Here is a 24,984-nt window from a genome sequence, read left to right as displayed (position 1 = left end):
CGAGGCTTTTGGATTGCCTAAAGATGCGGGGAGTTTGTGCGTAGTAGATTCCCCGCTTCTCCCCCAATTCGTACAAATGCATGTAGGACTAGCCCTTTTGTTCAGACAGGCCAGTCCACTGGCGGGACATTGCATGACTCTTCGTCCCCTAGGTATAAATAAACGCCCACTTCTCTACTCTCTTTAGGGAAGTGGGCTGTAGCATTCACTTTTTGGTTTTACCTACCCCTGTTATTCCATACGTCTAGCACATCTCTTGCGACTCGTTCCCATGTAAATCTCTGTTCGGCAAGCTGGCGTCCGCTTCTCCCCATTTGACGCTGGAGGTCGCGGCTAGACAATAGTTGTTTCAGCTGTACAGCAAACGCTTGAGGGTCTTCCGGCTGCTCGACTAACAGTCCGTTGCCTCCTATGATCACCTCAGCATTTCCACCCCGCTTTGTCGTGACAAAGGGCAGTCCGGCAGCCATCGCTTCATAATGAACACGTGCCAGTGGTTCCTCCCATTGCGATGGACAGACAAAAACGTCCCCCGCCCAGAACCAGTGGTGAATCTGATCTGCCGGAACAAATCCCGTTGTAATAACCGGAACAGGCGAACGATTCGCTAATGAGCGTACATATGCTGCATAGTCACTGATTTTATTTTCTCCGTACCAGGACCCTCCAACCAGGACGAGAGCGATGTTGGAATGGTAGGAGCGGAGTTCATTCATCGCACGAACCAGAATGTCGGCCCCTTTTTTCGGTGTCAGTCGTCCTACAAACAAGATCACTTGTTTGTTGCCAAGATTGTGCGTCGCCCGCAGTTCCTGACGAATCTTCTGCGCCGTATTAGACCCTTCCACCGGAACGAACGTTTCCAAGTTCACACCTGAATAAATCGTGCGAAGTTTATTTGCGGCTTCGGGATACAACGAAGCAATAACCCGGCCGACATAATCACTGATAGTGATGATCCGTTCTGTTTCAGCAACGGCCCTAGCAGCTTCTGCCTGCCCTATTTTTACCGGATCAAACATATCATTGTGCATACTTAGAATGATACGTGCGTTCGGGCATACCTCACGAATGATAGGAACCATCCGCGGTCGGTTAAAAACATGAATGACATCATAGTTGTTCGCACTCAGAAAAGCAGCTACTTCGCGCGCATAGATATCGAACACCCCTTGACCATCTACCCGCACATAACGAGTATTGCGAACTATTTCATCCTTCGATAGCGTGGGATCCGACGTTCCCAGGATAGTCAGCTCGTGATGCCTCCCTAGAATATCTGCAATCCCTGCAATATACGTCTGAATCGCTCCCCCTCGTATAGGAGGGACTGGCAATTTTTCTGTACAGACCATGATAACTTTCATCCGTATTCTCCTTTCCCGTTCCGACTTCTTACATTAGTTGCCTTTCGATTTCTTTGGTTTTTGACGCTGCTTCTTTAACTGCGTATTACGGACTGGTTTCGCTGTCTTGGCAACCTTCTTGCTTTTGTTGGAAGTGACGGTCCGGGACTGCTGTTTAGATGTCCACACAGTTCCTTTTTTGTTTTTACCCGCTTGACTTGAGGATTTTACTTTTGGTGATTTATTTTTTACCTCGATAGAGATCCGTACTTTGCTTAGAGGCTTGCTTGACTTTTTGCTGCTTTTTGAGGCAGCAGAGCTCATTACCCGCTTTTTGTTTCGACGGACAAGTTTTCGTTCTTCACTTGAAGCGAGTGGTGCTGATGGCATGAACGGTGCACTTCCCGAAAATGAGATCCGACCTCTGCGGGTTGTGCTGCTACTTTCCACCCTTGCCCCATCTTGCTGGCTTTCTTGCGGTATATCGGAAGTCGGACGGGAACTGGCTACCTGGTCGATTACAAGCTCTTTGTCTTTGGACTTCTTGATTTTTGACTTCTTGAGTTTGGACTCTTTTTCTTTGGATCCCTTGACCTTTGAGTCTCTATCCTTTGACTCTTTAATCTTCGTAGACTTTTTGGCTTTCGGTTCCTCGACTAAAGCCTCTGCTGTTGGTATGGACAACGCAACAGGTAACAATTCCTTGATACCAGATGCCAACCTTTGCGGTTCAATCACTTCCGTTATTTGATCATAGTTGCCCGGTTCGTATTTACTGATGTCTTTCGCGAGCTCTGCCAATGCCGCATCTTTCGTTTTATCTCCCGTCAAAACTCGCTGCAGAATGCCTTCCGCTTCTGTCGACAAGAAGGTGGCTGGATCATAAAACATCTCTTTGAGATGCTTATAAAATTCGTTTGGCACTGCCATGTCATTTAAGAGCACTTCAAACGATTCGCGATCCAGTGGATTTGCCTTATGATAGGCTTCGATCATACCGCGCATCCAAGTAACATCCCAGACGCCCATATCATCCATCGTACTGGTGATGAGCTTGCGCAAATCCCGAAACGGCAAATCGTACGACACGCCATCCAGGTCGATGACCCAAAGCCCTCCCGGACCATTTTGACCATTTGACCAGCCGTAATCTTGGTGCACCAATCCCCAGTGCGCCTCTCCCATTTTGATCATTTTCGGATAGGCAGATGTTTTTAATTTCTCTAAGGCTGCCCATGCTTGCTGTTCATAGTGATCGACGACGGCCAAAATGGAATTACTTGTTGGGGTTTCACTGTAGGCTTTTGCTACTTCCCGCATCCACCCGATTTTTTTGGCAATCTTTTGATAATGATTGGGCCAACGATATAAACGGGAAGAGTTTTTGGCTCCTGCGGGCGGAACATAGCCTTTCGAGTGACGATGGAATTCACCAAGACCGTAGCAAAGCTCTTGCGCGCCTACCAAATCTACTTTTGTTGCCGGTTGCAAAGCAATCCAATCGGTAACAATCCAGAGTTTCCCGCCTTTTTCTACAAAAAGACTGCCATTTCGGGCAGGAATCAGTGCTGGTACCCTTGCCCCCTGTTTGACGACGTATTCTTGAAAAGCCACACTATAGAGACTGCGTTCAGGCGTACGGTGCAGTACCTTTAGGCTACGCGGACCTTTATCTGTCTCGATGCGCCAAATAGCCCCGCCTTTGTCTGGCTTGGAAGTAATGAGCGTACGGCTCTTTACGGACATGTCATACTCTTTGACCACTTGTTCTGCGATCGCATCTACTTCTGGTGGCACTGTCAAATCCCAGTTAGCCGGCGTTTCCACATTCCCTTCTCGGGTATCCCATGGCTTAATCACATATTGTTCCATTCCATTCCCCCCACACTTCTGTGGTGATGCTTCGTCCTTCTCCATAAGCTATTCGCTATGTCCTGATCTCGAACCGGACAAATATCATTGGGAGTCTGCCAATTCGTTATTCGCACAGGGATAAGGTCTCGCAAAAAAACAGCTTGACCCCTCGCGTGGTAGCGACAGTCAAGCTGTTCATGTTAAATCATCAGCAATTCGCGTATTTCTTGCTCGGTTAAAGATGAGATTGCCTCTTGCCCAGGTGTAATGATTTCCTCGATCAAGTTTTTCTTTTTTTGTTGTAGCTCGTACATCTTCTCTTCGACCGTCCCCTCTGCAACAAGCCTGATCACTTGGACAACGTTCTTTTGTCCGATACGATGGGCACGATCAGCCGCCTGTTGTTCCACTGCAGGATTCCACCACAGATCATACAAGATTACAGTGTCCGCACCCGTCACATTCAATCCTGTTCCCCCAGCTTTTAAAGACATGAGAAACAAATCCCGCTCTCCCTCGTTAAATCGGTTGCACAACTCTAGTCTCTCTGCTACTGGTGTCTGTCCATCCAGATAGAAAAACGGGACACCGTGATACCCCAGCTCGCGTCCGATCATTCCTAACATCTCCGTGAATTGAGAAAAGAGCAAAACGCGCTTCCCAGCGTTTTTGCACTCACCGATGATCTCGAATAGCTGTTCGAGCTTGGCTGACCCGCCGTCATACTCTTTGACGAACAGCGCTGGATGACAACATATCTGGCGCAGTCTCGTCAAGCCTGCGAGAATTTTGATCCGATTTTTTTGAAAGCCTTTGTTGTACAGGTGCTTCACTGTTTCCTGTTGAAGCTGCGCCAAATAGGCGACATACAGCTTTTTCTGTTCTGGCAACAGCCTTGCGCTTTGCAACGTTTCAATTTTGGCCGGCAATTCCTTCAGTACCTCCGTCTTTAGCCTGCGCAATAAAAATGGACGCGTCCGCTTCGCAATCGTATCTCGCGGCAAGTCGAGGAATTCCTTTCGCGCCGGAAAAAGCTCTGGGAAAACAGCATCGTAGATGGACCACAGCTCCTCTACCCTGTTTTCCACAGGTGTTCCTGTAAGAGCAAAGCGATGCTTGGCTTTTATTCGTTTGACTGTCTGGGCTGTTTGGGTGACATAGTTTTTGAAGGTCTGCGCTTCATCCAAGATCAAGGTGTGGAAGGAATGCTCCTCGAATTGGGCATGATCACGACGCAAGAGCGGATACGAAGTGATGAGCACATCGATTTCTGACTGCTCGTTAACGATTTGATTCCGCTCTTCCTTTGTGCCATCGACAATAACACTACGAATTTCTGGCGCGAACTTTTTGATTTCATTGTGCCAATTGTATAAAAGAGAAGCAGGAGCCACGATAATCGCTGGGAGCTTTTGTTCCCTGATTTCCGACAGAACAGAGAGAAGAAAGGTAATACTTTGCAATGTCTTCCCCAGGCCCATATCGTCTGCGAGAATTCCCCCAAATCCGTAGTGAGCCAGTGTTTTCATCCATTGATAGCCAAACTTTTGATAATCTCGAAGTGTCGCCTGCAAAGATTCCGGCACGGGAAAGTCCAGATTATCGGGGTTACGCATATTCTCCAAAAACTGGCGCAACGATTTGCCCAGCTGAACAGACTGTCCCTGCATGGGGATATCAAGCAAGCGCAGCCCGCGAAAAGCAGGTAATTGGAAACCACTTCCCATTTGCTCCGCATATTGCATGCCCATCTCGTCCAAAAAACGATTGATTTGCTCAAATTCCTTTGTCTCCAGTGGAAGAAGGGCTCCATTCGACAGCCGATGATATCTGCGCTTTTCTTCTACCGATTGGATAATACTTCGGATCTCGGACTCGGGTATCCCATCCATATCAAAGCGAAAATCCAGCCAATTTGTTCGCTCGTCGACATCCACTTTTACTTTTGGTGGTAAGTGGAGAGGCTGAATCCTGATTTTTACCGAAGTGGTCGCGTATACCTTTAACAGCTTTTCCAGCTTGGGGACGACGTGGTAAAGAAAGTCGTATTCAGCTTCCTCGTCATCTAGAAAATACCCTCCTTCCGTGCGGGTAAAGGCACTTTCCTCCATCAGCTCCAAAATCTGCCGCTCCTGCTCCCCGTCACGCATCAAAATCAGCTCACTGCCACGTTGCCCTCCTCCTTCATTCCCTTCCAGCGGATTGATGACGATATCGCCATATTGAAACTCAACCCCCGCCAGCAACCGATCTCTTACCCTATCCAAATACAGCTTGGCTTTTAACTGGAATTGCACGACTCGTTCTGAGACGGCCTTTGCAATTTGTACCTCCCCCAGTTTCATCAAGGCCGGAACAATCTGCACCATGAAAGGCTCGATTTTTTCTGCGGGAATGTGAATCCGCTCACTGCTATGAGATTCTAACAAGTGCTTTAGCTCTGCCAAACTGCGGCATTGTTCCTTTGGCAGTCTGTGCCATTTGCCATCTACGAGCAACAATCCGTAAGCTTCCAAGACCGTGATTTGCTTGAATCCTTGGACTTCCAGCTGATATTGATCGGTTTTGGTCTGGTCGAATTCGAAGTGGAGTGGCGGCGGCTCATCTATACAGGCAAACGTTGGATACATTTGGTCATGATGCTGAATGTGAACAGACGGTGCGGTAAGTAGCAAAGCAAATAATCGCTCCCAGGTAAAGGGTGGAACAAGAAGAACCCGTTCGCCACCCACATGCTTCTGTTCCTGATAATGGTAGCTTGCTGTCTCTCGATATATTTTTTCCGTGCGGTAAATTTGCAGGAGTTCACGGAGGATGGCTTCATGCTCTGGCAAAAAGCGATGCAAATTCGGATCATAGGTAAATTGGCTAGAGAAACGATACACTTGCTGCTTATCCACCTGGTCTAAAAACGCGCGAATGTCCTTTACGATGTACAACCTCTTTGGCCCTAGCTTTAGCTCTATTCCGATCATGCTTTTGCGAAAGCCGTACGGAACGATTTTACATATGATTTCCAAGGCAAGCGTTGTTCGTGAATCCAGCAACACACGATGATGGCTTGTCCGAAGCGGGCGGTCCACAAACAAGCCGAACAGTCCCTCTGTTAGCCGGGAATCAGGCTGATCTGTCATGCCTGCTTGTCTCGTTTCAATGGAAGTGGAAAAGCTGCTAGGATGCTCGACTACTAGTAGATCACGCATGGTTAACAACGAGGCTGCGATATGTTGGCAGTACTGATCGTACGACGCCAAAGTCGGGCAACTGCACACTGCTGCCATACCAGACTCGTCCAGTTCAATGGTGACCTGATAATTATTTTTCCCGGCGCTCACTGTCGTTCTGATCCAAGCAGGTTCCGGTTGAAAATGCTCCACAAGCACGTTCCCAGAACGGTAAAAAGTCTTTCCTCTCTCATAAGAAAGGCGACCACACCATTCTTTTATCATTTGATGGCTCACTTGAAAGCTCATTTTCTGTTCCATCCTCATTTTGAAATATGTTTAATATTACAGAATGCAACTGAAAAAAGATACGCATGAAAGCGTATCTTTTTTCCCATATAAAAATCAATTAAGCGTCATCGGAATCTTCGTCGTCAGATTCTTCGTCCTCGGAATCTTCGGCATCAGAATCTTCTTCCGCAGACTCTTCTTCATCTTCATCTTCTTCATCGTCATCGTCGTCATTATTACCAAAGTATAATTTTTTCGTAGTGCCATCTTCGTATTCGATTTTTACTTCCATTTCTTCTGCACCTTCACCAAGTGCCTCACGTAATTGCTCCAACCATTCGTCCATTTAACCACACCTCCTGGGTATAGATGATCTCTTGGAAGCATTTGCCAACAGTTTCACTGTCGACATTGATACTATATGAAGAGTTTCTTTTTCATGCGTGGACAGCTGTCCCCGTCCTCACGGTAGACTTTTACACAACTTGCCCTTGCAAGTAACCCGTCTCCCTAACAAGCCCCTATTGCCTACGTATCGTTTACATATTTGGAAGTAGACTGGACAAACTTTTGAGGGAATCACCTTACATACATCATGACTTCGCTACAGAAGGGAGAGCTCATTATTGAAAAGACGATGGATCAAAAGCTTGTTGATCGGAATTAGCTTGTTGCTTACAAGTGCCTTGCCAGTTGACTCGATTATGGCCTCACCAGATCACCCGTACCATTTTGGTTTTAAAAAGAGCAAGAATGGTCAGTTACCCTCTATCAACGAGGAAGGCTTTAAAGGCATTGTCGATCGTCACGGTGCGGTTTTTTTAGGTGATACCACGAAAAAAGAGCTTTACTTGACGTTTGACAACGGTTATGAAAATGGCTACACGCCAAAGATTTTAGATACCCTTCTCGCGAAAAAAGTCCCCGCTATTTTCTTTGTGACAGGACATTTTGTGAAGGAACAGCCGGAGTTATTAAAGCGAATGGCAAAAGAGGGCCATCTGATCGGCAACCATTCGTGGAGCCATCCCGATATGACGACCGTACCGAATCAAAAAATCAAAGACGAACTGACGAAAGTAAGCGATGCGGTCCAGCAAGTAACCGGACAGGCTAACATGCATTACTTGCGACCTCCTAGAGGAATTTTCAGTGATCGCACACTTGCTGTTACCAAAGATTTGGGCTATACCAATGTCTTTTGGTCGGTCGCCTATAAGGATTGGGATACAAAAGTCCAGCGTGGGGCAAAATACGCTTATGATAATGTGATGGCCCAATTGCATCCTGGTGCTGTTATTCTGCTCCATTCTGTCTCCAAAGACAATGCGGAGGCTCTCGGGACGATAATCGATGAAGCACGCAAGCAAGGCTATGAATTCAAGGGCTTGGATCAGCTTCCGAAAAAGTAGCGCAAGCCCTTCCTTTTTCAAGCAAAAACTCCCGCTGCTTCGCATGAGCAAAGCGCGGGAGTTTTTGGATTTAGTCGCGATCCAGTAAGGATGCTCCAGCAATACCTGGATGCGTCATTTCAAATGGATCGAGAATCAGATCCAGTTCTTCTTCTGTCAGTACATTGTGTTGCAAGCACAGCTCACGTACAGACTTTCCTGTCAAAATAGCTTCGCGGGCAATGCGTGCAGCAGTCTCATATCCGAGATGAGGATTCACCGCTGTGATGACGCCCACGCTTTTTTCCACGTATTCTTTCATGCGCTCGCGGTTTGCTTCGATTCCTTCCAAGCAGTGGCGCGTAAAGACATCGAATGCATTGTCCATGATGCTGATCGATTGCAGCAAGTTGAAGACAAGCACAGGCTCCATCACGTTCAGTTCTAGCTGACCTGCCTCAGATGCCAAACAAATCGTATGGTCATTTCCGATGACCTGAAACGCTACTTGGTTGATGAGCTCTGCCATAACAGGATTGACTTTTCCTGGCATGATGGAGGAGCCTGGCTGACGCGCCGGCAAGGAGATTTCTCCCAGTCCAGCTCGAGGTCCTGATGCCATCAAGCGCAAGTCATTCGCGATTTTAGACATATTCATCATGCAAACTTTCAGCGCTGCTGATACTTCTGTATACGCATCTGTGTTTTGTGTAGCATCCACGAGATGCTCTGCACCTGTCAATGGGAAGCCTGTGATATCGGCAAGATGCTTGACTACTGTTGTAATGTAACGAGGATCAGCATTTAAACCTGTTCCTACCGCAGTTGCTCCCATATTCACTTCGTATAAATGCTGACGAGATTGCTTGATACGCTTGATATCGCGCTCAAGCACCCGACGGTATGCTTCGAATTCTTGGCCCAAGCGAATCGGAACGGCATCTTGCAAATGCGTTCTGCCCATTTTAATGACATCATCGAATTCTTTTGCTTTTTGGCCAAATGCATCATGCAGCTTATCCATCGTCACGAGCAGCTTTTCCAATAGCGTGAGTGTTGCAATATGAATCGCTGTTGGGAACGCATCGTTGGTAGACTGAGACATGTTGACATGTGTATTTGGGCTTAAGTGGAAATAATCTCCTTTTTTCTCACCAAGCATCTCAAGACCACGGTTCGCGATCACTTCGTTGGCATTCATATTAATCGAAGTACCTGCTCCGCCTTGGATCGGATCGACGATAAATTGATCATGCCACTTTCCTTGCATGATTTCTTCCGCCGCAGTAACAATCGCATTTCCTAACCGCGGATTCAATCTGGAAACTTCCATATTTGCCATCGCAGCTGCTTTTTTTACCATTGCCATTGCATTGATGAGGGAAAAATGAAGACGATACCCGGTGATTGGGAAGTTTTCCGTTGCTCGCATCGTTTGCACGCCATAATAAGCCTCTACTGGAATTTGCTTCTCGCCAAGAAAGTCTTTTTCCACTCGAAACGTCTGTTGTTCCATTGTTATCAGACCAGCCTTCTAGGATAATGGTTGCTACTTCCTCTCCATTCTACCACAGTTTGATGCAGGAAGACTCATCCACCTGAAACACTATTATTTGTTTTTACGTCTTACTATTTATAGGTACCATTTCATACCAGACAGAATCGAGGGATACCATGAAAAAAATGCTTTTGCTGCTGTTGACGATCGGCTTGCTGCAAGGATGCACGAGTGGCACAGATAGCCCTTCCCCTCAAACAGAACAACAGAAGCCACCCGTTGCAACTGAGCCCAAGACACCTGCTTCTGAACCACCTACAACGCCTGAGAAGCCACCAACGGAACAGCCAGCTCAACAGGAGACTGTCTATGCCAATGATATTTTCCGCAATGTCACTGTGAAGAAAACCGCCCAAGACACGTTTGAAATCAAAGGACAGGCAAGCGTATTTGAAGCTGTACTCAATTACGTTGTAGAAGATGGACATAACGAGCTAACGCAAGGTTTCGTGCAGGCTACAACCGCTGCTCCTGATTGGGGAGATTTTACTCATACACTGAAAGTGAAAAAAGCGGAGCCGAACAGCACACTGACACTCATCTTGTTTGAAACAAGCATGAAAGACGGCAGCCGAAGAATGGAACTCATCATTCCGCTCCCAGAATAAGACCTGCAAAAAAATCAGACCCTCTCTATGAAAAGAGAGGGCCTGATTGAAAGGGTTTATTATTAGATAGCAGTAGACAGTCAGTTGCCGTATGCCTTGCTTTTACTCGTCTTCTTCTTCCTTGAAGCATTCCATGCAGAGCGCACCATTGTTCTCGATTTCATACTCGGTCAAGCGAGCCCGGCAAGACTTGCATTGTTTTTCCGTGAGCACTAAGTTCAAGACTATATCTCCTCTCAATGATGTAACGTAGTCTATTTATATTATAACCAAAGATTTATATCATACAAATAGCTATCTGTTAAAATTTCGTGAATTTTCAAATATAAAAAATAATAAACAAAGAGGAGATCATCATGACCTCACCTTATTTTTCACTTTTTCTGACAGGGGAGCCGTTTCGGCTGTTTTCCACTTCTCACGTTATCACCTTGATTCTTGTGCTCTGTCTGGTCGTGCTCACCTATTTATTTCGGCAAAAGCTCCAAGCCCCGACAAATCGACTCACTACACGTTACGTACTTGCGGGTGTCTTGCTGTTATCAGAGATTTGTTATCAGCTTTGGCATGTTTATACCGAGAGCTGGACGGCTGCTTACACATTACCCTTGCAGCTATGTAGCGTGACTCTCCTTCTTTCTGCCGTGATGCTGATGACGAGAAGCTACGGACTGTATGAGATTACGTATTTTGCCGGGATTGGTGGCGCCATGCAGGCGTTGCTTACACCCGAGTTGTTTTACCCATTTCCGCATTTTCGCTTTGTGCATTTTTTCGTAGCCCACGCGGGAATCGTCCTTGCTTGCCTGTACATGACGTGGGTAGAAGGCTACCGTCCGACTGTCCGTTCTGTATGGAAAACGATGGGCTTTTTAAACCTGCTTTTGCTCGTCGCACTTTTCGTCAACCAATGGACCGGTGGAAATTATTTATTTGTCTCGCGCAAACCGGACAATCCCAGTCTGATTGACTTTTTGGGCCCGTATCCGTGGTACATCGTTTCGTTGGAAGGAGTAGCACTCGCGTTGTTTTTCTTGTTGTACCTGCCCTTTGTCCGAAAGCAGCCGCTGGCGAAGGAAGTCAGGAGGGATTTGTCTGTCTGAATTACGCTTGCTGCTCGTTTACCCAATCGGTTACAAACTGCAAGAAGCGTTTGGCAGCCGGTGACTGCTTGGAAAAAGAGGTTGCTGCCACCCCCAGCGAACGGTAATGCTCTCCTTCAAGCGGGATCATCCGCATATTGGCTGGCAAGCGGAACAAAATCATTTCCGGGAGAATGCTAATCCCAAGCCCATTTTGCACCATGGCAATAATCGCGTGATCATCCCCTACTTCATATTTGATTCGCGGCTCAATCTGATACTGGGCCAACAAACGCTGTATATCATTGTCACAGCCCGTCTTCGGCATGATAAATGTCTCCTCGGCCAGTCGGCTCACATGCACCCGCTCCTCTTTGTAGAGCGGGTGTTCCTCTGTCACCAGCAAATACATCTGATCCTTTTTTAAAGGAATAGATTCCAAATCCTCTGTTGTCGGTAAGGAGACGAAGCCGAAATCAATCTCTCCGGTTTGAATCCAGCCCTCAATTCCATCGTAATACCCTTCCATTAGCTTAATCTCGATCGCCGGATACTGATCTTGGAACCGCTTGAGGATTCCCGGAAGCCACTGCGTGGATACACTCGTAAACGTTCCAATTCTCACCGTCCCGACCTCCAACCCATTGATGGCAAGCACCTCTTGTTTCATCCGCTCATGACAGCGCAAGGTCTCACGCATGTATGGTAGCAATCGCTCCCCATTACTTGTGAGGCTAATGCCCGATCGTCCTCTGATCAAAAGCGAAAACCCATATTCCCGCTCCAGACTCGCAATCGCATGGCTGATCGCGGATTGTGTCAGACCTAGTATTTCTCCAGCTTTGGTTAAGCTTCCCGACTCAATAACAGTGATCACTACCTCAAACTTGTTCAAACTCACCCTTCTTCGTCTCCTTTCCATGAATCTGATTCATGAAAATCATCACAAACATTCATTTTTCTTATTTAAACGATACTCGTATACTGTTTATGGCGCAACACTGATTAGGACCCGCTTTTTCCCGGGCAAGGAGGCTTATCCCATCATGAAACCGCAAGTGAAAGCCGATTTGGCTATGATTTTGGTCACCCTGTTTTGGGGAACGTCGTATGTATTTATGCAAATGGGATTGAAGGATTTGGAGACTTTCAATCTGATCGGTATCCGCTTTGGCATTGCTTTTCTACTAGCAGCAGCCTTGTTCCATAAGCGCTTGCGTGGCACAAATCGAAAAACATTGCTTCATGCTTTTATACTCGGTGGGCTCCTTTTCGGGGTTTTTGCCACCATCACGAACGGAGTGAAATCAACGACAGCTTCCCAGGCAGGCTTTCTCGTTAGCTTGACCGTTATTTTTGTTCCGCTCTTATCTATTCTTTTGAGAAACCGTCCCGAAAAAAGAGTCTTTGTCGGCGCTGGACTGGCCATGATCGGTATCGGCCTGCTCACACTAAGCACTGAATTTCGCGTCAGCCAAGGAGACCTTCTGTGCATAGCTGGCGCCCTTTTTTACGCTACACATATTACCGTAACAGGCCGATGGGCCAATCAATCGGATACGATTCAGTTGGGAATTTACCAGCTTGGCTTTACGGCGCTCTTAGGCATTGTTTTTTCATTTGCACTGGAGACCCCGACATTGCCGCAAACAACAGATGCTTGGATCGCCGTGCTCGCCCTTAGCGTATTGTGCAGCGCAATTGGCTTTGTCGTTCAAACAGTGGCCCAAAAATATACCACCGCCACGCACACGGGTGTTATTTTTTCCTTGGAGCCAGTCTTCGCTGCCCTGTTTGCCTTCTTGGTCACAGGCGAAACACTGTCTGTTCGCGGGTACATAGGCGCAGGTCTCGTTTTGATTAGTGTGCTGATTGCGGAAATCGATGTGAAGAGATTGCTACGCGGAAAGCAGCTGACAAAAAAAACGACCCACTTATCCTGAGTTGAGTTTTTGCGGATGGGTTATGCAAGATAGCAATCTGAAAGAAATCCACTCCTGATTTATTTGCTATGATAGAAAAAATGATTTTATCCATGACGAAGCTACTTAGTATGGAGGGATGGACATGAACCAAAACAGCGAAACAAACAAAATCGCAGCGCAAGTAGGTGAGTGCGAGATTGTGATCACCCGCATATTGGATGCTCCACGCGCTCTTGTTTTTGATGCTTGGACGAAAGAGGAGAACCTGGCGAAGTGGTGGGGGCCTCGAGGTTTTACGACGACTTCTCAGAAGTTTGATCTAAAACCAGGTGGTACATGGCAGTTTATCATGCACGGTCCTGATGGCGTTGATTTTCCCAACACCAACGTCTTCGTCGAGGTCGTTCAACTTGAGCGAATCGTCTTCAAACATACTGTGTTTCCTCATTTTCTATCGACAGCCATCTTCGAGGATCTGGATGGCAAGACCAAACTCACTTATCGCACCGTTTTTGAAGAAACTGCTGCTGTGTTCGATAAGGTGAAAACATATGCCGTCCCAGGTGCCGAACAGACCATGGATCGTCTTGAGGAGCATCTGGCAAGTATGTCTGAAAAGTAGGTCGGGCCCATAAAATAGCGGTAGTCCAGGATAATACCCTCCTAGACTACCGCTTTGTTTTGCCCCGCTAAGAACTTTCAGAGCCCCGATCATGTTAGACAATTGGTTCAAGCATTCCTCGAGAGTCCCTTGTTTTCCCTCTTCTCATTCATACGCGAGAATTTTTAAGCCTTCCCTTATAGCCATGTACATTTTTATTGTTTGTCTGCCCATTGTAATTTTTCATTTTTCGGAACCCATTAATTGCGTTCTTCGGTGACCAAAGAGGTCCAATATTCGACCGGTCGTCCATTCAAAACTTTGTTCTTTTACTTCTTCCTGTGGTATTCCTTCTCCTTGCAAAAATATGGAGGAAAATAAAGCTCCTTAAGCTCTATGGCAAACGTATGTCGGGTATTATTCATTTGGCTCGATGGTGAATGTTCCGTCCTCTTTTTCAAAATGGGCTTATCCAACTTGGCTGGCTAGGCGTGAGTCTATTTCAAACTTCTGACTATATTCATAGGCATATATCATCACTGAAAATCCGCTCTAGAAGAAATACGTTTTTGGGGGCGGGTTCTGACCATGTATTCAGAGAAGCCTCTCGTTTTCCAATCAATACAGTCCTAGTATCATGTACATTCATGTTGAATCAATTGATGATCCACTTCCATTTGCCCATAAGGTCCGTAATTTCATGACGCGTTTGAGAAAAGGGGAATATCAATGCGAATACCTGTGACAGGATTTGTTATAGAATCAAGTGGAGATGGTTTTAACCACTCCCACACCTTGTATATTTCAACCTGGGATGGTAGACCCGTCCACACTCACGCGTTCTCAGGATGTACCTCGTGTGATGATGGTCACGCTCACTATTATGCAGGAATGACGGAGCCAGCTCCAACAGGGGTTCCACACGTTCATAAGTATTATACTGTGACAGCCATAAGCGATGGTCATACGCACAGAATTAAAGGAACAACAGGTCCTGCCATCTCATTACCAAATGGTGGTCATTTTCATTATTTCGAGGGATACACAACCGTAGACGGAAGGCATCCACACTCCCATATGTATCGGGGAAAAACGGGAGATGAAGATTAGTTTCTCCTATAAAACAAACGGATTGGCTGGCACTACAAGGTCCCACTCACACGAATCGCCAAATGATTTCGATAAGAAAAGAAAAAGCCGAATTTCCGTGAGGTCATTCGGCTTTAGCCTTGCAATCACGACGTGTAGCAAACCTTTCCGCCAATGATGGTCATCATGACCTTTGTCGAGAGGAGCTCGTCTGGATCGATGGTAAATAAATCTTTGGAATAGACGGTCATATCCGCATATTTTCCACGAGACAGCGTGCCTTTGACATGATCTTCGTTCGTCACCTGCGCACTGCCTAATGTAAACAGATGAATCGCTTCCTCCATTGTCAGTTTTTCTTGCGGGAAGTATCCATCGTGTGTTTCTCCTGGTGCTTTGCGCGTGACGGCTGCGTGTATCCCCAACAGTGGATCAATTGGTTCTACCGGTGTATCCGAGCCCGCAGCGCAAATGACTCCGTAGTCCATCATCGTTTTCCAGATGTACGAGTATTGAATCCGCTCCTGTCCTACGCGATCCATCACCCACGGGAAGTCGCCTGCGAGAAAACGCGGTTGGATATCTGCAATCCGATGGGGATGCTTCAAGCGGTCCAGGAGGTCCGGCCGCAAGATTTGTGTGTGTATAAGGCGATCCCGATAGGCGACTGCCGGGAACTGATCCAAGCTGTCCAGCACCATTTCCAGTGCTTTGTCGCCAATGGTGTGTACGGCTATGGGCATCCCAAGTCCACGTGCTTGTCGAACCAGCTCTGTCAGCTCGTCTTGCTCATGCACAGGATAACCGCTAGTACTCGGATCATCAGCGTACGGAGCTGACAGGTAAGCCGTCCTGCGTCCTAATGCCCCATCTGCAAAAATTTTCACCGCACCGATTTGCACATGAGCGTTGCCATAACCTGCCGTCATGTTTAAATCGCGAAGCTCATGCATATGCGGATAGAAGACAAGCAGGTTGCTCCGTAACGCAAGCTCTTCACCATTGATGAGCTCATCATAGAGCCGATACGTTTGCGCAAGTCCGCCCAATTCACGCAAATCCTCTGTATGTGCCCCTGTCAATCCATGCGCCATTGCATAGCGAATCGAGCTGCGCAGGCTTGGCTTCAACTGATCGTAGTCAGGTTTCGGAATATGCTTCGTAATCAGGTTGGAGGCAGTTTCCAACAGCACGCCCGTTGGCTTTCCACTTACAGGATCATGTACAATGACGCCCCCCGCAGGCACCTCCATGTCACGATGATAGCCACATCGCTCTAATGCCTTGCTGTTGACCAGATTCGCATGTCCACATATTCGTGCCAGAAGAATCGGGCAATGTGGTGCAGCTTGATCGAGCTCTTCGATGGTCGGAATGCCGCCGCCATCCGCGAACAAATTCTCATCCCAGCCGTAGCCCTGTATCCACGTATTTTCCGGTGTGGCTTGCGCTTTTTCTTTCAAGAGAAACAGCATCTCGTCCTTGGACCGAGCCTTACTCAAATCTAGCTGCAAAAAGGTCAGACCGAGCCATCCCAAGTGTAGGTGGCTGTCAATCAAACCTGGGGTAGCGGTATATCCTTGCAAATCAATGACTGTTGCTTCACTGCCTCCGTATTGAAGAAGCATGTCCGCATCGCTGCCTAAGTCATGGACAATTCCATCCCGAACGACCAGCGCTTGTACGAACAAATGCCTGGAATCTCCTGTGTAAATGCGTCCATTTCTGAAAATGGTTATCGCCATCTCGTGACCTCTTTTCTGTTCGCTTCTGTATTTTCGTATGCCTATCCCCTCTTAATTTGTTTGCTGCTAGTCGTTTTCCTCCCTGAAATGAACTAACGTTCAAAAAATTTCGACCTTCGCTTTTTCATTTGGGAAAACATGGTGTTCACTCACTTTCCTGTTGAAAGCAGTAGCGGTAGGGCACGTTATGTTCATGTCCTATTTTTGCGCGGAGGGAACGTATGCAACAAAAAACAAAAAAACACCTTCCACCCTTCCTTCAAATACAGGAGTCCACTGGTCTGAACATGTCGCGCCACAAGCCTTCTTCGCAAAAGCAATCCGGTCGTCTGGACAGTCAAGCCAAGCTGCTGCTCTTGGTCAATGCCGTATTCATTGCCGCTGGCGCCCTTTCTGGCACGTTTGTGAACATCTATTTGTGGAAGGTAAAAAGTCAATTTGCCCCCATCGCTTGGTTTACTTTTTCCGCCCATCTCGCGGGTGCTCTGACCTTCTGGCTTGCGGGCTGGTACGTGAAGCGTCTAAACAAAATGAATGTCCTGCGTGCCGGAATGGCAGTTTCTGCCCTTTTTTATTTGCTCGTTCTTCTGGCAGGTCCCAAAGCTGTCTCGTATGCCGTACCTCTTGGGCTCGTTCAGGGTATGGCGAATGGATTTTTCTGGTTGTCTTTTAATGTGGTGTACTTCGAAATTACGAATGCTGCCAATCGTGACCTTTTCAACAGTTGGGCAGGGCTTCTTGCTTCCATCGGCGGCATGCTCGCTCCATGGATATCAGGCTTGCTTATTACGCGGCTTCCCGGCAACAGCGGCTACTCCCTTATTTTCGGGATCTCTCTTGCGCTATTTGTCGTCGGCGTGTTCATTAGCTTTTTTCTGAAAAAACGCCAATCGGAAGGGACGTATTCCTGGAGCTTTTCCTTGCGTTGTTTGCGAGAGGAGCCCGAGTGGCGCTGGGCGGCAGGCGCTTTGGCTGGTCAAGGACTGCGTGAAGGCGTATTCGGTTTCGTGATTGGTCTACTCGTCTACATTTCCACGAGAAGCGAGATGACGCTCGGGAACTACTGGCTGACTACATCCGCCGTCGGGCTTGTGAGCTACTTCCTGATCGCCAAATGGTTTGCTCCTCGCTATCGCAAGTGGGGAATGCTCACTGGTTCTGTCATCATGTGGGGGATTCTCTTCGTATTTTTTTGGCAGGTGAGCTTTACGACACTGCTTATTTTCGGGATTGCCGTGTCCATCGCTTATCCGCTGTTTTCTGTGCCCATGCTCTCCACGATCTTTGATCTGATTGGCACTAATGAAGAGAGCGCACGCAATCGGGTCGAATATGTCGTGCTGCGAGAGTTCGCTCTGGACGTTGGTCGGCTCGTGGGAATTCTGATCTTTCTGCTGGTAACATCCTTGAGCGTCTCTCCTCTTACGCTGAACTGGTTGATCCTGTGCATCGGAATCGGCCCTCTCATCGCGTGGGTATGCATGACCAAGCTATTCCGTAAGGTTCCTGCTGCTAAAAAAGCGAACAATTGAATCGAAGGTGTCCCCACAACAAAACCCGCATCGGCTGACTTGGCCTAGCGGGTTCCTTTCGCTTATTTAGGAAGAGAGTCTCCAGCCATTTGTCTCTTGTTGCAGCTTCCACAGCCGGGCATACAAACCGTTTTTCTTCACAAGCTCATCATGCTGTCCCGATTCGACAACCGCGCCATTTTCTAGCACATAGATGTTGTCAGCATTACGGATGGTTTTCAAGCGATGAGCAATGGCGATAACCGTTCTTCCCTCGATAAGCGTATTGATCGCTTTCTGGATTTGCGCTTCATTTTCGGGGTCCAGTGATGCTGTTGCTTCATCCAAGAGAATGATCGGGGCATTTTTCAAGATCGCTCGGGCAATGGAAATTCGTTGTTTCTCTCCGCCTGAAAGCGTGCTTCCCCCTTCTCCTACGAGCGTATCGTAGCCATTGGGCAGCTTCGTGATGAACTCGTGGCAGCAGGCTTGTTTGGCCGCATCTTCGACCTCAGCTTGTGTCGCCTCCCTTTTTCCGAAGCGAATGTTGTTTGCAATCGTGTCCTGGAATAAATACACATCCTGGAACACCATCGACACGCGGGAGAGGAGTGCCTCCGGGTCCATGTCGACAAGCGGTTGATTGCCTAGCAGAACAGTGCCTTGCGACGGATCATAAAATCTGGCGATCAGTCTCATCACGGTGCTTTTTCCACTGCCGGACGGCCCAACCAACGCTGTAAACGAACCGACTGGCATGTGCATGCTCACGTTATTGAGGACGTTCTTTTCGATATAGCCAAAAGAGACGCCTGCAAGCTTCACGTCGTTTTCCGAGGGAGGTTGCTGCTCGCCTGTCATGATCGGCTCCGACAGCAACTGGACGATCCGCTCCCCCGCCTGTTCGTGGTAACGGAATTCTGCATAGTTGACGAGTGCAGCTGTCAATGGATCAAAGATACGTGTCCCAACTAGCAGGAACATGACAAACGTGATCAGGTCTATGCTACCCGCTACGAGCAAATACACGCCGACCATAACCATGAGTGTGAGTCCCGCCCGGATAAAAGCGATGGCGGCGAGCACAATCGGTCCCAGCAAGCCTTCGATTCGTATGCTCTGCTGCATGAACTCGCGAAAGGATTTCTCCAGCCGTACAAAGCGTTCGCCGGTCAAATTGTACGCCTTGATGACGCGAATGCCGTTCAAATATTCCTGCAAGCGATTGGCGGCGTCCATTTTTGCCCGCATATGCGTCGCTCCGAGCCTGCGTTGAAGTCCCGATGTCATCAGCACCAAGAGTATCGCTATAGGAAACGCAGCAAATAAGGCCAGTGCCATCCGCCCATCTATGAAAGAAAGACCTACGATCGCCATGATTGGCATGATGATCGCCCCCAACATTTGCGGTACGAGATGGGAAATCCCGTGCTCCACCATCGTAAAATCTCCCATCATCATATTGGCCAAATCCCCTGGGTCTCTTTTGTTCAAGTAACCGAGTGACAGCTTGCGAAGGTGCTCTGCGAGCTTGGTTCGCCCTTCTGCCGCCGTGCTGTAGGCACCGCGAAACTGTGTGCGATACGCTGGAATTTCGCATAGAAACAATAGGAGCAACGAGACTACCATCCATCCGCATACCCACCAGAGTCGCTCGATATTCAATGGGGCACTCGGCTGGGCAAACGGCTCAAAAATCAATCGGGCCGCCTCCACGAGCAAGGCAAATGGCACGATTTGCGCAAGGTTGGCAAGTGTCGTGTACATAACGGGTTTGATCAGCGCCCTTGGTTTACCTGCTGTGATATTGTTTAGCATACTCATCTGCATCCACACTCTCCTTTCCTTCGCCCATTTGCCAGTCTTGCGCATCGGTGTAAGCCTTCCACAGCCGGGCATAGAGCCCGTTAGCCTCTACTAATGGTTGATGCCTGCCTTGTTCGATCAGCTTCCCTTTTTCCAACACCAAAATTTGATCGGCATCCCGAATCGTCGACAGGCGATGCGCGATAACAATGACGGTTTTGCTCTTCATCAGCTCTGCCAGAGCCAGTTGCATTTCATACTCGTTTTCAGGATCGGCAAAGGCAGTCGCCTCGTCGAGAACAAGAATCGGTGCGTTTTTCAGGATCGCCCGTGCGACCGCCACACGCTGCTCTTCTCCCCCGGACAAGTAGACTCCCCCTTCCCCGATCAGGGTGTCGTAGCCTTTCGGGAGCTTTTGAATAAAATCATGGCATTGGGCTGCCTTCGCCGCTGCATAGACCGCTTCTGACGTTGCCTCTGGCAATCCAATGGCAATGTTGTTGTAGACCGTGTCGTAAAACAAAAACGTATCCTGAAAGACGAATGCTACGGTGTTCATCAAATCGGTGCTCGACAGCTCCCGGACATCTATCTGGCCAATGCGAATCGCTCCCTCCGAAACATCCCAAAATCTCGGGATGAGATTCGCTACCGTAGACTTCCCTGCACCAGATGGTCCGACCAGAGCTGTCACCTGCCCGTGCTTCGCCAAAAAAGAGATGCGAGAAAGTGCCTCTCCTCCTGTTTTTCCCTCTGCTGCATAAGAAAAAGAGACGTTTTCAAATGCGACATCAAAGCTCTGTGGACGTTGGGAGCTAAGTGGTTCGGCAACGGGCTGCTCTGCCAAAATCCGATCCATGCGCTCCACACCCTCGCCAATGTCACGCAGGGTAGAGGTCAAAAACAAGAGCTTAAACATCGGGGCAGATACACCTGGCGCCATTACGAGGAAAAAGAGCAGAACAGACGCAAACGCAACATTTTGCGGGTCTTGACTCAGCATGAACACCCCTACCGGGAGAATGAAGGCCGCAAATGAGCTCAGAATCACCTTGAACACCAAAAATCCGTTTTGAAAATCATCGGTATGCTTGACGCAATAGTCCCGATAGGTGATCATATCCGCATAAAAGCGCCGGAAGGAATGAACCGTCTGCCCGAAAACCTTGATCGCTGGCATTCCGCGTACATACTGGACGGCAGATCCATTCATCCGTTCTAGTGAATCGTAGTACCTCTTGATATTTTCTTTTGTTTTCGCCCCGGAAAAGGTAATGATCTGTACAATCAGTCCCAGTATGATCGGCACGACGCAGGCCAGCGCCAGCCAGACGTTCAAGTAAAACATTACACCGATCATGAGCACCGTCGTCACGATTACATGCACCAAATCCGGAAGCTGATGCGCGACAAACGTCTCGACCTTTTCCACATTTTGCTCCAATGTTTTTTTGACTGCACCGGTAGACGTTCCGTTGAGCCAGCCAAGCGGCAAACGGCCGATATGCGAAGCCAATTTGACCCGCATTCCGTACAAAATGCGAAACGCAGCGATATGAGACACCATCCCGCCTGCATACATCATGACCAGACTTCCCACGAGTCCCAAAAGCGCAATAACTCCCCACCGAATCATGTATGCCCCGTCCGCCATAGCGGGAGCCGCTGCATGCGTTAACAGTTCGCGTAAAATGAAATAGACGGATGCATAAGGCACCAACATGCATATTGCGCTTACGGAAGACAATATTGCCGAGACGACGAGCAATCCGCGCTTCTCATCCGCAATCTCCAGCAAGCGACGCACGCCTTTTTTGGGCTGCATTCCCTCTTTGCTCTCCATTGTCGTCATTCCTGTTCTCCTCTCTCCTGCTTGCTTCTTTTGTCCTACCCCTTATCATAATGTGACCTTCCGCCCTCTGCCGCCGATTGCCGGATAGTTCTTGCCCCTAGCCGGAGTTCTTTTATTTTGGAACAACAAAACGGTCATGACCGTTTTGTTTGACCGCAAGCGGTCGCATCCACCTTTACGAAAAACGTCGAGATGCTTCGATCCCCCGATGAGAGGGGACGTTTTTCACACAAAAAACCTTTCCCACTTGGAGGCTAGCTCCCACAGGAAAGGTTGCGCTGGTTTTTTCGATTATGGTTGGACTACTTTTTCTTTCGCTTTCGTTACGATGTGGTGACCGAGCGGCAAGCCGCGCTGCTCCAGCTCATCAGCTGTCACAATATGGAGCGTCTCACTTTTACACGGCATGGGCATCAATCCGCCCAATGGACTCATCACTCTTCCGATCGTGTCTGTCTCAATGAGCACGTACAGGCCTTTTTCCTCCAATTGTTGCATGAATTCTCCCCAACGCTTGGAAGTAATTTGATCGGCGTGCTTGGTGAATATGACACCCATTTCTTGTGCTAGCATGCAAAATCTCCTTTGTTCTATCCGTCAAATATATGCTTCAAAAGATAATCTAACAATACAAGGAAACCTCCCTTCTGGCAAAATCCGTGTAAGCCAAAAAAACACGAAAAACGGTTGTTTTTGACCGCTTTTCGTTTCAGGAATCTCACATCTTCCTCGCACACACCGTTTCAACGCGGCACGCCGTTTTTTGCCGCTTGCTTTTGAAAAAGGGGCCTATTTTTGCCGATTTCCGCGTACTTTTCATGTCTTGCCCATCATGTACCTGCATTTCCTTCATTCAGGAGCTCGCTGCCAGCTCCACATGCAGCAGCCTGGCAAAAGGAACCCAGTGAATCTCGGAGCCTACCCGAAGCTTGAGGCGTCTCGCCGCTTGATCAATATGGATAATGTGGGCAGACAGGCTTCGCGGCTCTCGTCCGTCATAATAGGTCAGCGTCAGGATGCTCTCTGTCTGGAACGCCTGCCATACCAGCTCGCTAAAGGCGCTGAGCTGCTCCTGATCCAGCTCGGGTGGTACATAGCGGCGCTCTTCTTCCTTGATGCGCAAATACATTTCCCGATGCTCCGGCAGCACAAACCGACTGGCTACGAATACATTTTCCTTTTTGGACACACGTTTTTCCCTCATCGCTTGTTCTCTCCTCGCTGTTCATATCGGGTCCACACATGGACGAGCTCCTGACACTCTGCCCGCAATAGCTCAATCGTATAGATCGCTTCTCGTACATACCCGCGTTGTCGATAGTGGACGACATACATATGTCCCTGACGTCGTGAGCTGACGACTGTGCATCCTCTCTGCCCCAAGATGCGGCGCAGCTGGTGATGCTGCCGCTCCGCCCACCGCGAGAGCTCATCGAACATCATCTGATAAGAAAACTTCAATGGCACAATCCGCATCTGCCCCAGATCGACCATGACCGCCCGAAACAAAATGCCAAATAAAATATACTGGCGTATCAATTCCTGCTCGTCTGACACCATCGGCTCCGTCATTTGTAGTGTCCTCCGATCTTACGTGCGCGCTCTTTCGCCTGTCCCGCTTCCAAGGCAGAGGTGGCACGCAGGATGGCGTCCTGACCGTATCGGGTCCGGATATCATCCATGGCTTGTGCCAACGAACGCCGCTTGTGATTGTCCGTGAACAGATTGAGTTGCACCACGTTGTCAGGAACAAGCTGCCCCAGATTGACCCCGATACTGCGGACGGGCGTTTCCTGCCAATGACGGTCAAACAGAAAGCAGGCCGCTTCGTACAAAGTCATGGCATCATTCGTCTGTTCCGTGAGCTTCATCTGCCGCCCAAAGCCCGTTCCAGCAGCCAAATCGGCTCCACGACAGCCCACAGACAGAACAGAGCCCATCAGCTCCTTTTTCCGCGCCCGACGGCACACTTCTTCGCACAGCTCTAAAAGCACCACTTTGATTTCCGCTGCTGTATGGTAATCCCGCGGCAACGTCATGTGATGACCGATCCCTTTTTGTGAATCATAGGAATCCAATGCCACGGGTGAATCGTCGATTCCGTGAGCCGTGCGCCACAGCACTTCCCCATTCACTCCCCAATGTCGAGTGAGGATGGCCGGCCTCATATCTGCCAGCTGCCCGATCTGATAGACGCCCATTCGATGAAAATGACGCTTCATGCGTGAGCCTACTCCGAACAGCTTTTCAATCGGAAGCTTCCAGAGCGTATCCGCTAACGTTTCCCGCTTGAGCCAAAAAATGCCTTCTTCCCGTTTCTTGGCGAAATTGTCGCAGGCCATTTTGGCCAGTACCTTGTTCTCTCCGATGCCTACCCGACAGTTGATTCCTATCTCCATCCAGACGCGCTGCCGAATCTGTGCAGCCATCTGCAACGGATCACCAAACAGATGGACGCTGCCTGTCACGTCGAGAAACTGCTCGTCGATCGAGTACGGCTCCACCTTGTCAGTAAATGCCTCGAATATGCGAGTGATTTGCATGGAGATGCGAATGTACATCTCCATGCGCGGACGAACAACGACGAGCTGGCGACACTTTTGCTGTGCCTGCCACAGTGCTTCGGCCGCGACCACTCCGTATGACTTGGCAATCGGACACGCTGCCAGCACGACTCCGCTGCGCCGCTCTGGATCACCTGCGACGACAATCGGCTTGTTTCGCAGCTCTCGATTGGCCCCTTTCTCGATACTGGCATAAAAGCTCTGCATGTCGATTTATCAAGACTTAACACAAAAAAATGTATGAAAATGTAAAGATATATCATTGTAGATATATAAATTTAGAAAAAAGACCCTATTAGATGATGCAACTTTCGATTTAGACTGAAACAACATCGCAGATATGTCAAAGTATTGTTCTTTGGAAACAATGTTCTAGACTGGAATTGTTGACACTATCCAGTTCACGGATAAGAAATATCTAGAATTTGGAAAATAAACTTTATACTGAACCCGTGCGCTGCTGCACCAAAGATGATGAAAATGGTTTGAATCTGTCTATACTGCTACTACGGCTGGAGAGGAAGGTCGTTTTAAGTTGGTGCTACGAGCCCATCCGTTAGTCTGACTCCAACGATCATGGTGCATCATAGATTGTCG

20 protein-coding genes are annotated in these 24,984 nt (G+C 48.4%); 7 read left to right on the top strand and 13 right to left on the bottom strand.

Annotated elements, in window-relative coordinates:
* Window positions 1-218: 218 nt before the first annotated feature.
* From E8L90_RS04980 to E8L90_RS04965, 4 genes are all read right to left on the bottom strand, one after another.
* Complete coding sequence (locus E8L90_RS04980; protein ID WP_137028254.1) at window positions 219-1,367, bottom strand: glycosyltransferase family 4 protein; 1,149 nt, start codon at window positions 1,365-1,367, stop codon at window positions 219-221.
* Between the two features lie 33 nt (window positions 1,368-1,400).
* Window positions 1,401-3,218, bottom strand: a complete 1,818-nt coding sequence (locus E8L90_RS04975) for a CotS family spore coat protein (protein ID WP_137028253.1) — start codon at window positions 3,216-3,218, stop codon at window positions 1,401-1,403.
* 182 nt (window positions 3,219-3,400) lie between these two features.
* Window positions 3,401-6,673: a DEAD/DEAH box helicase gene (locus E8L90_RS04970; protein ID WP_137028252.1), complete on the bottom strand. Its 3,273-nt coding sequence runs from the start codon at window positions 6,671-6,673 to the stop codon at window positions 3,401-3,403.
* A gap of 100 nt (window positions 6,674-6,773) precedes the next feature.
* Window positions 6,774-7,001: a DNA primase gene (locus tag E8L90_RS04965; protein WP_137028251.1), complete on the bottom strand. Its 228-nt coding sequence runs from the start codon at window positions 6,999-7,001 to the stop codon at window positions 6,774-6,776.
* Window positions 7,002-7,281: 280 nt separating this feature from the next.
* Here E8L90_RS04965 and pdaA point away from each other — a divergent pair, with 280 nt between their 5' ends.
* Window positions 7,282-8,067, top strand: coding sequence for a delta-lactam-biosynthetic de-N-acetylase (pdaA, locus tag E8L90_RS04960; RefSeq protein ID WP_137028250.1), 786 nt, complete (start codon window positions 7,282-7,284; stop codon window positions 8,065-8,067).
* Between the two features lie 70 nt (window positions 8,068-8,137).
* On the opposite strand, the gene aspA is transcribed toward pdaA, so the two are convergent.
* On the bottom strand, window positions 8,138-9,562 hold the full coding sequence (gene aspA / locus E8L90_RS04955) for an aspartate ammonia-lyase (protein ID WP_425267097.1): 1,425 nt from the start codon (window positions 9,560-9,562) through the stop codon (window positions 8,138-8,140).
* A 158-nt stretch (window positions 9,563-9,720) separates the two neighbouring features.
* Here aspA and E8L90_RS04950 point away from each other — a divergent pair, with 158 nt between their 5' ends.
* Both E8L90_RS04950 and E8L90_RS04945 read left to right on the top strand, forming a co-directional pair.
* On the top strand, window positions 9,721-10,212 hold the full coding sequence (locus E8L90_RS04950; protein ID WP_137028248.1) for a Gmad2 immunoglobulin-like domain-containing protein: 492 nt from the start codon (window positions 9,721-9,723) through the stop codon (window positions 10,210-10,212).
* Between the two features lie 356 nt (window positions 10,213-10,568).
* Complete coding sequence (locus E8L90_RS04945; protein ID WP_137028247.1) at window positions 10,569-11,315, top strand: YwaF family protein; 747 nt, start codon at window positions 10,569-10,571, stop codon at window positions 11,313-11,315.
* Window position 11,316: 1 nt separating this feature from the next.
* Here the strand turns inward: E8L90_RS04945 and E8L90_RS04940 are convergent, their stop codons facing one another.
* The gene (locus E8L90_RS04940) at window positions 11,317-12,195 is read right to left on the bottom strand and encodes a LysR family transcriptional regulator (RefSeq protein WP_137028246.1); all 879 of its coding nucleotides are present in this window, start codon (window positions 12,193-12,195) and stop codon (window positions 11,317-11,319) included.
* Between the two features lie 145 nt (window positions 12,196-12,340).
* Between E8L90_RS04940 and E8L90_RS04935 the strand changes: the two genes are divergently transcribed.
* The 3 genes from E8L90_RS04935 (at window position 12,341) to E8L90_RS04925 (ending at window position 14,930) form a co-directional block, all read left to right on the top strand.
* Window positions 12,341-13,237, top strand: coding sequence for a DMT family transporter (locus tag E8L90_RS04935; protein WP_137028245.1), 897 nt, complete (start codon window positions 12,341-12,343; stop codon window positions 13,235-13,237).
* A gap of 124 nt (window positions 13,238-13,361) precedes the next feature.
* Window positions 13,362-13,841: an SRPBCC family protein gene (locus tag E8L90_RS04930; protein ID WP_137028244.1), complete on the top strand. Its 480-nt coding sequence runs from the start codon at window positions 13,362-13,364 to the stop codon at window positions 13,839-13,841.
* Window positions 13,842-14,549: 708 nt separating this feature from the next.
* Window positions 14,550-14,930: a YmaF family protein gene (locus tag E8L90_RS04925; protein WP_137028243.1), complete on the top strand. Its 381-nt coding sequence runs from the start codon at window positions 14,550-14,552 to the stop codon at window positions 14,928-14,930.
* 125 nt (window positions 14,931-15,055) lie between these two features.
* Here E8L90_RS04925 and E8L90_RS04920 read toward each other — a convergent pair whose 3' ends face one another.
* Window positions 15,056-16,654, bottom strand: coding sequence for an amidohydrolase (locus E8L90_RS04920; RefSeq protein WP_137028242.1), 1,599 nt, complete (start codon window positions 16,652-16,654; stop codon window positions 15,056-15,058).
* A 221-nt stretch (window positions 16,655-16,875) separates the two neighbouring features.
* Between E8L90_RS04920 and E8L90_RS04915 the strand changes: the two genes are divergently transcribed.
* Entirely contained in the window at window positions 16,876-18,186 is a 1,311-nt protein-coding gene (locus E8L90_RS04915; protein ID WP_137028241.1) for an MFS transporter, read from the top strand.
* A gap of 66 nt (window positions 18,187-18,252) precedes the next feature.
* Here the strand turns inward: E8L90_RS04915 and E8L90_RS04910 are convergent, their stop codons facing one another.
* From E8L90_RS04910 to E8L90_RS04885, 6 genes are all read right to left on the bottom strand, one after another.
* A complete protein-coding gene (locus tag E8L90_RS04910; protein ID WP_137028240.1) occupies window positions 18,253-19,989 on the bottom strand; it encodes an ABC transporter ATP-binding protein in 1,737 nt (578 codons plus the stop codon).
* Window positions 19,958-21,796: an ABC transporter ATP-binding protein gene (locus E8L90_RS04905; RefSeq protein WP_167497634.1), complete on the bottom strand. Its 1,839-nt coding sequence runs from the start codon at window positions 21,794-21,796 to the stop codon at window positions 19,958-19,960. The genes E8L90_RS04910 and E8L90_RS04905 overlap by 32 nt, the downstream gene beginning before the upstream one ends.
* Window positions 21,797-22,114: 318 nt before the next feature.
* Window positions 22,115-22,396, bottom strand: coding sequence for a hypothetical protein (locus E8L90_RS04900; RefSeq protein ID WP_007728325.1), 282 nt, complete (start codon window positions 22,394-22,396; stop codon window positions 22,115-22,117).
* Between the two features lie 280 nt (window positions 22,397-22,676).
* Window positions 22,677-23,027 carry a YolD-like family protein gene (locus E8L90_RS04895; RefSeq protein ID WP_137028238.1) on the bottom strand — a complete coding sequence of 117 codons (351 nt, stop codon included), beginning with the start codon at window positions 23,025-23,027 and terminating at the stop codon, window positions 22,677-22,679.
* Window positions 23,024-23,395: a YhjD family protein gene (locus E8L90_RS04890; protein WP_137028237.1), complete on the bottom strand. Its 372-nt coding sequence runs from the start codon at window positions 23,393-23,395 to the stop codon at window positions 23,024-23,026. Before E8L90_RS04890 ends, E8L90_RS04895 begins: the two co-directional genes overlap by 4 nt.
* The gene (locus E8L90_RS04885; RefSeq protein ID WP_137028236.1) at window positions 23,392-24,594 is read right to left on the bottom strand and encodes a DNA polymerase IV; all 1,203 of its coding nucleotides are present in this window, start codon (window positions 24,592-24,594) and stop codon (window positions 23,392-23,394) included. The genes E8L90_RS04890 and E8L90_RS04885 overlap by 4 nt, the downstream gene beginning before the upstream one ends.
* Between the last annotated feature and the right edge of the window lie 390 nt (window positions 24,595-24,984).

It is taken from the genome of Brevibacillus antibioticus (assembly GCF_005217615.1).
GTDB classification, from domain to species: domain Bacteria; phylum Bacillota; class Bacilli; order Brevibacillales; family Brevibacillaceae; genus Brevibacillus; species Brevibacillus antibioticus.
This window is presented reverse-complemented; position numbering and strand designations above follow the sequence as displayed.

Excerpts from the sequence above, each read along its gene's own strand:
- E8L90_RS04980 (WP_137028254.1), bottom strand. The coding sequence starts at position 1,367 with ATGAAAGTTATCATGGTCTGTACAGAAAAATTGCCAGTCCCTCCTATA.
- E8L90_RS04975 (WP_137028253.1), bottom strand. The coding sequence starts at position 3,218 with ATGGAACAATATGTGATTAAGCCATGGGATACCCGAGAAGGGAATGTG.
- E8L90_RS04970 (WP_137028252.1), bottom strand. The coding sequence starts at position 6,673 with ATGAGCTTTCAAGTGAGCCATCAAATGATAAAAGAATGGTGTGGTCGC.
- E8L90_RS04965 (WP_137028251.1), bottom strand. The coding sequence starts at position 7,001 with ATGGACGAATGGTTGGAGCAATTACGTGAGGCACTTGGTGAAGGTGCA.
- aspA (WP_425267097.1), bottom strand. The coding sequence starts at position 9,562 with ATGGAACAACAGACGTTTCGAGTGGAAAAAGACTTTCTTGGCGAGAAG.
- E8L90_RS04950 (WP_137028248.1), top strand. The coding sequence starts at position 9,721 with ATGAAAAAAATGCTTTTGCTGCTGTTGACGATCGGCTTGCTGCAAGGA.
- E8L90_RS04945 (WP_137028247.1), top strand. The coding sequence starts at position 10,569 with ATGACCTCACCTTATTTTTCACTTTTTCTGACAGGGGAGCCGTTTCGG.
- E8L90_RS04935 (WP_137028245.1), top strand. The coding sequence starts at position 12,341 with ATGAAACCGCAAGTGAAAGCCGATTTGGCTATGATTTTGGTCACCCTG.
- E8L90_RS04930 (WP_137028244.1), top strand. The coding sequence starts at position 13,362 with ATGAACCAAAACAGCGAAACAAACAAAATCGCAGCGCAAGTAGGTGAG.
- E8L90_RS04925 (WP_137028243.1), top strand. The coding sequence starts at position 14,550 with ATGCGAATACCTGTGACAGGATTTGTTATAGAATCAAGTGGAGATGGT.
- E8L90_RS04920 (WP_137028242.1), bottom strand. The coding sequence starts at position 16,654 with ATGGCGATAACCATTTTCAGAAATGGACGCATTTACACAGGAGATTCC.
- E8L90_RS04915 (WP_137028241.1), top strand. The coding sequence starts at position 16,876 with ATGCAACAAAAAACAAAAAAACACCTTCCACCCTTCCTTCAAATACAG.
- E8L90_RS04910 (WP_137028240.1), bottom strand. The coding sequence starts at position 19,989 with ATGAGTATGCTAAACAATATCACAGCAGGTAAACCAAGGGCGCTGATC.
- E8L90_RS04905 (WP_167497634.1), bottom strand. The coding sequence starts at position 21,796 with ATGCAGCCCAAAAAAGGCGTGCGTCGCTTGCTGGAGATTGCGGATGAG.
- E8L90_RS04900 (WP_007728325.1), bottom strand. The coding sequence starts at position 22,396 with ATGCTAGCACAAGAAATGGGTGTCATATTCACCAAGCACGCCGATCAA.
- E8L90_RS04895 (WP_137028238.1), bottom strand. The coding sequence starts at position 23,027 with ATGAGGGAAAAACGTGTGTCCAAAAAGGAAAATGTATTCGTAGCCAGT.
- E8L90_RS04890 (WP_137028237.1), bottom strand. The coding sequence starts at position 23,395 with ATGACGGAGCCGATGGTGTCAGACGAGCAGGAATTGATACGCCAGTAT.
- E8L90_RS04885 (WP_137028236.1), bottom strand. The coding sequence starts at position 24,594 with ATGCAGAGCTTTTATGCCAGTATCGAGAAAGGGGCCAATCGAGAGCTG.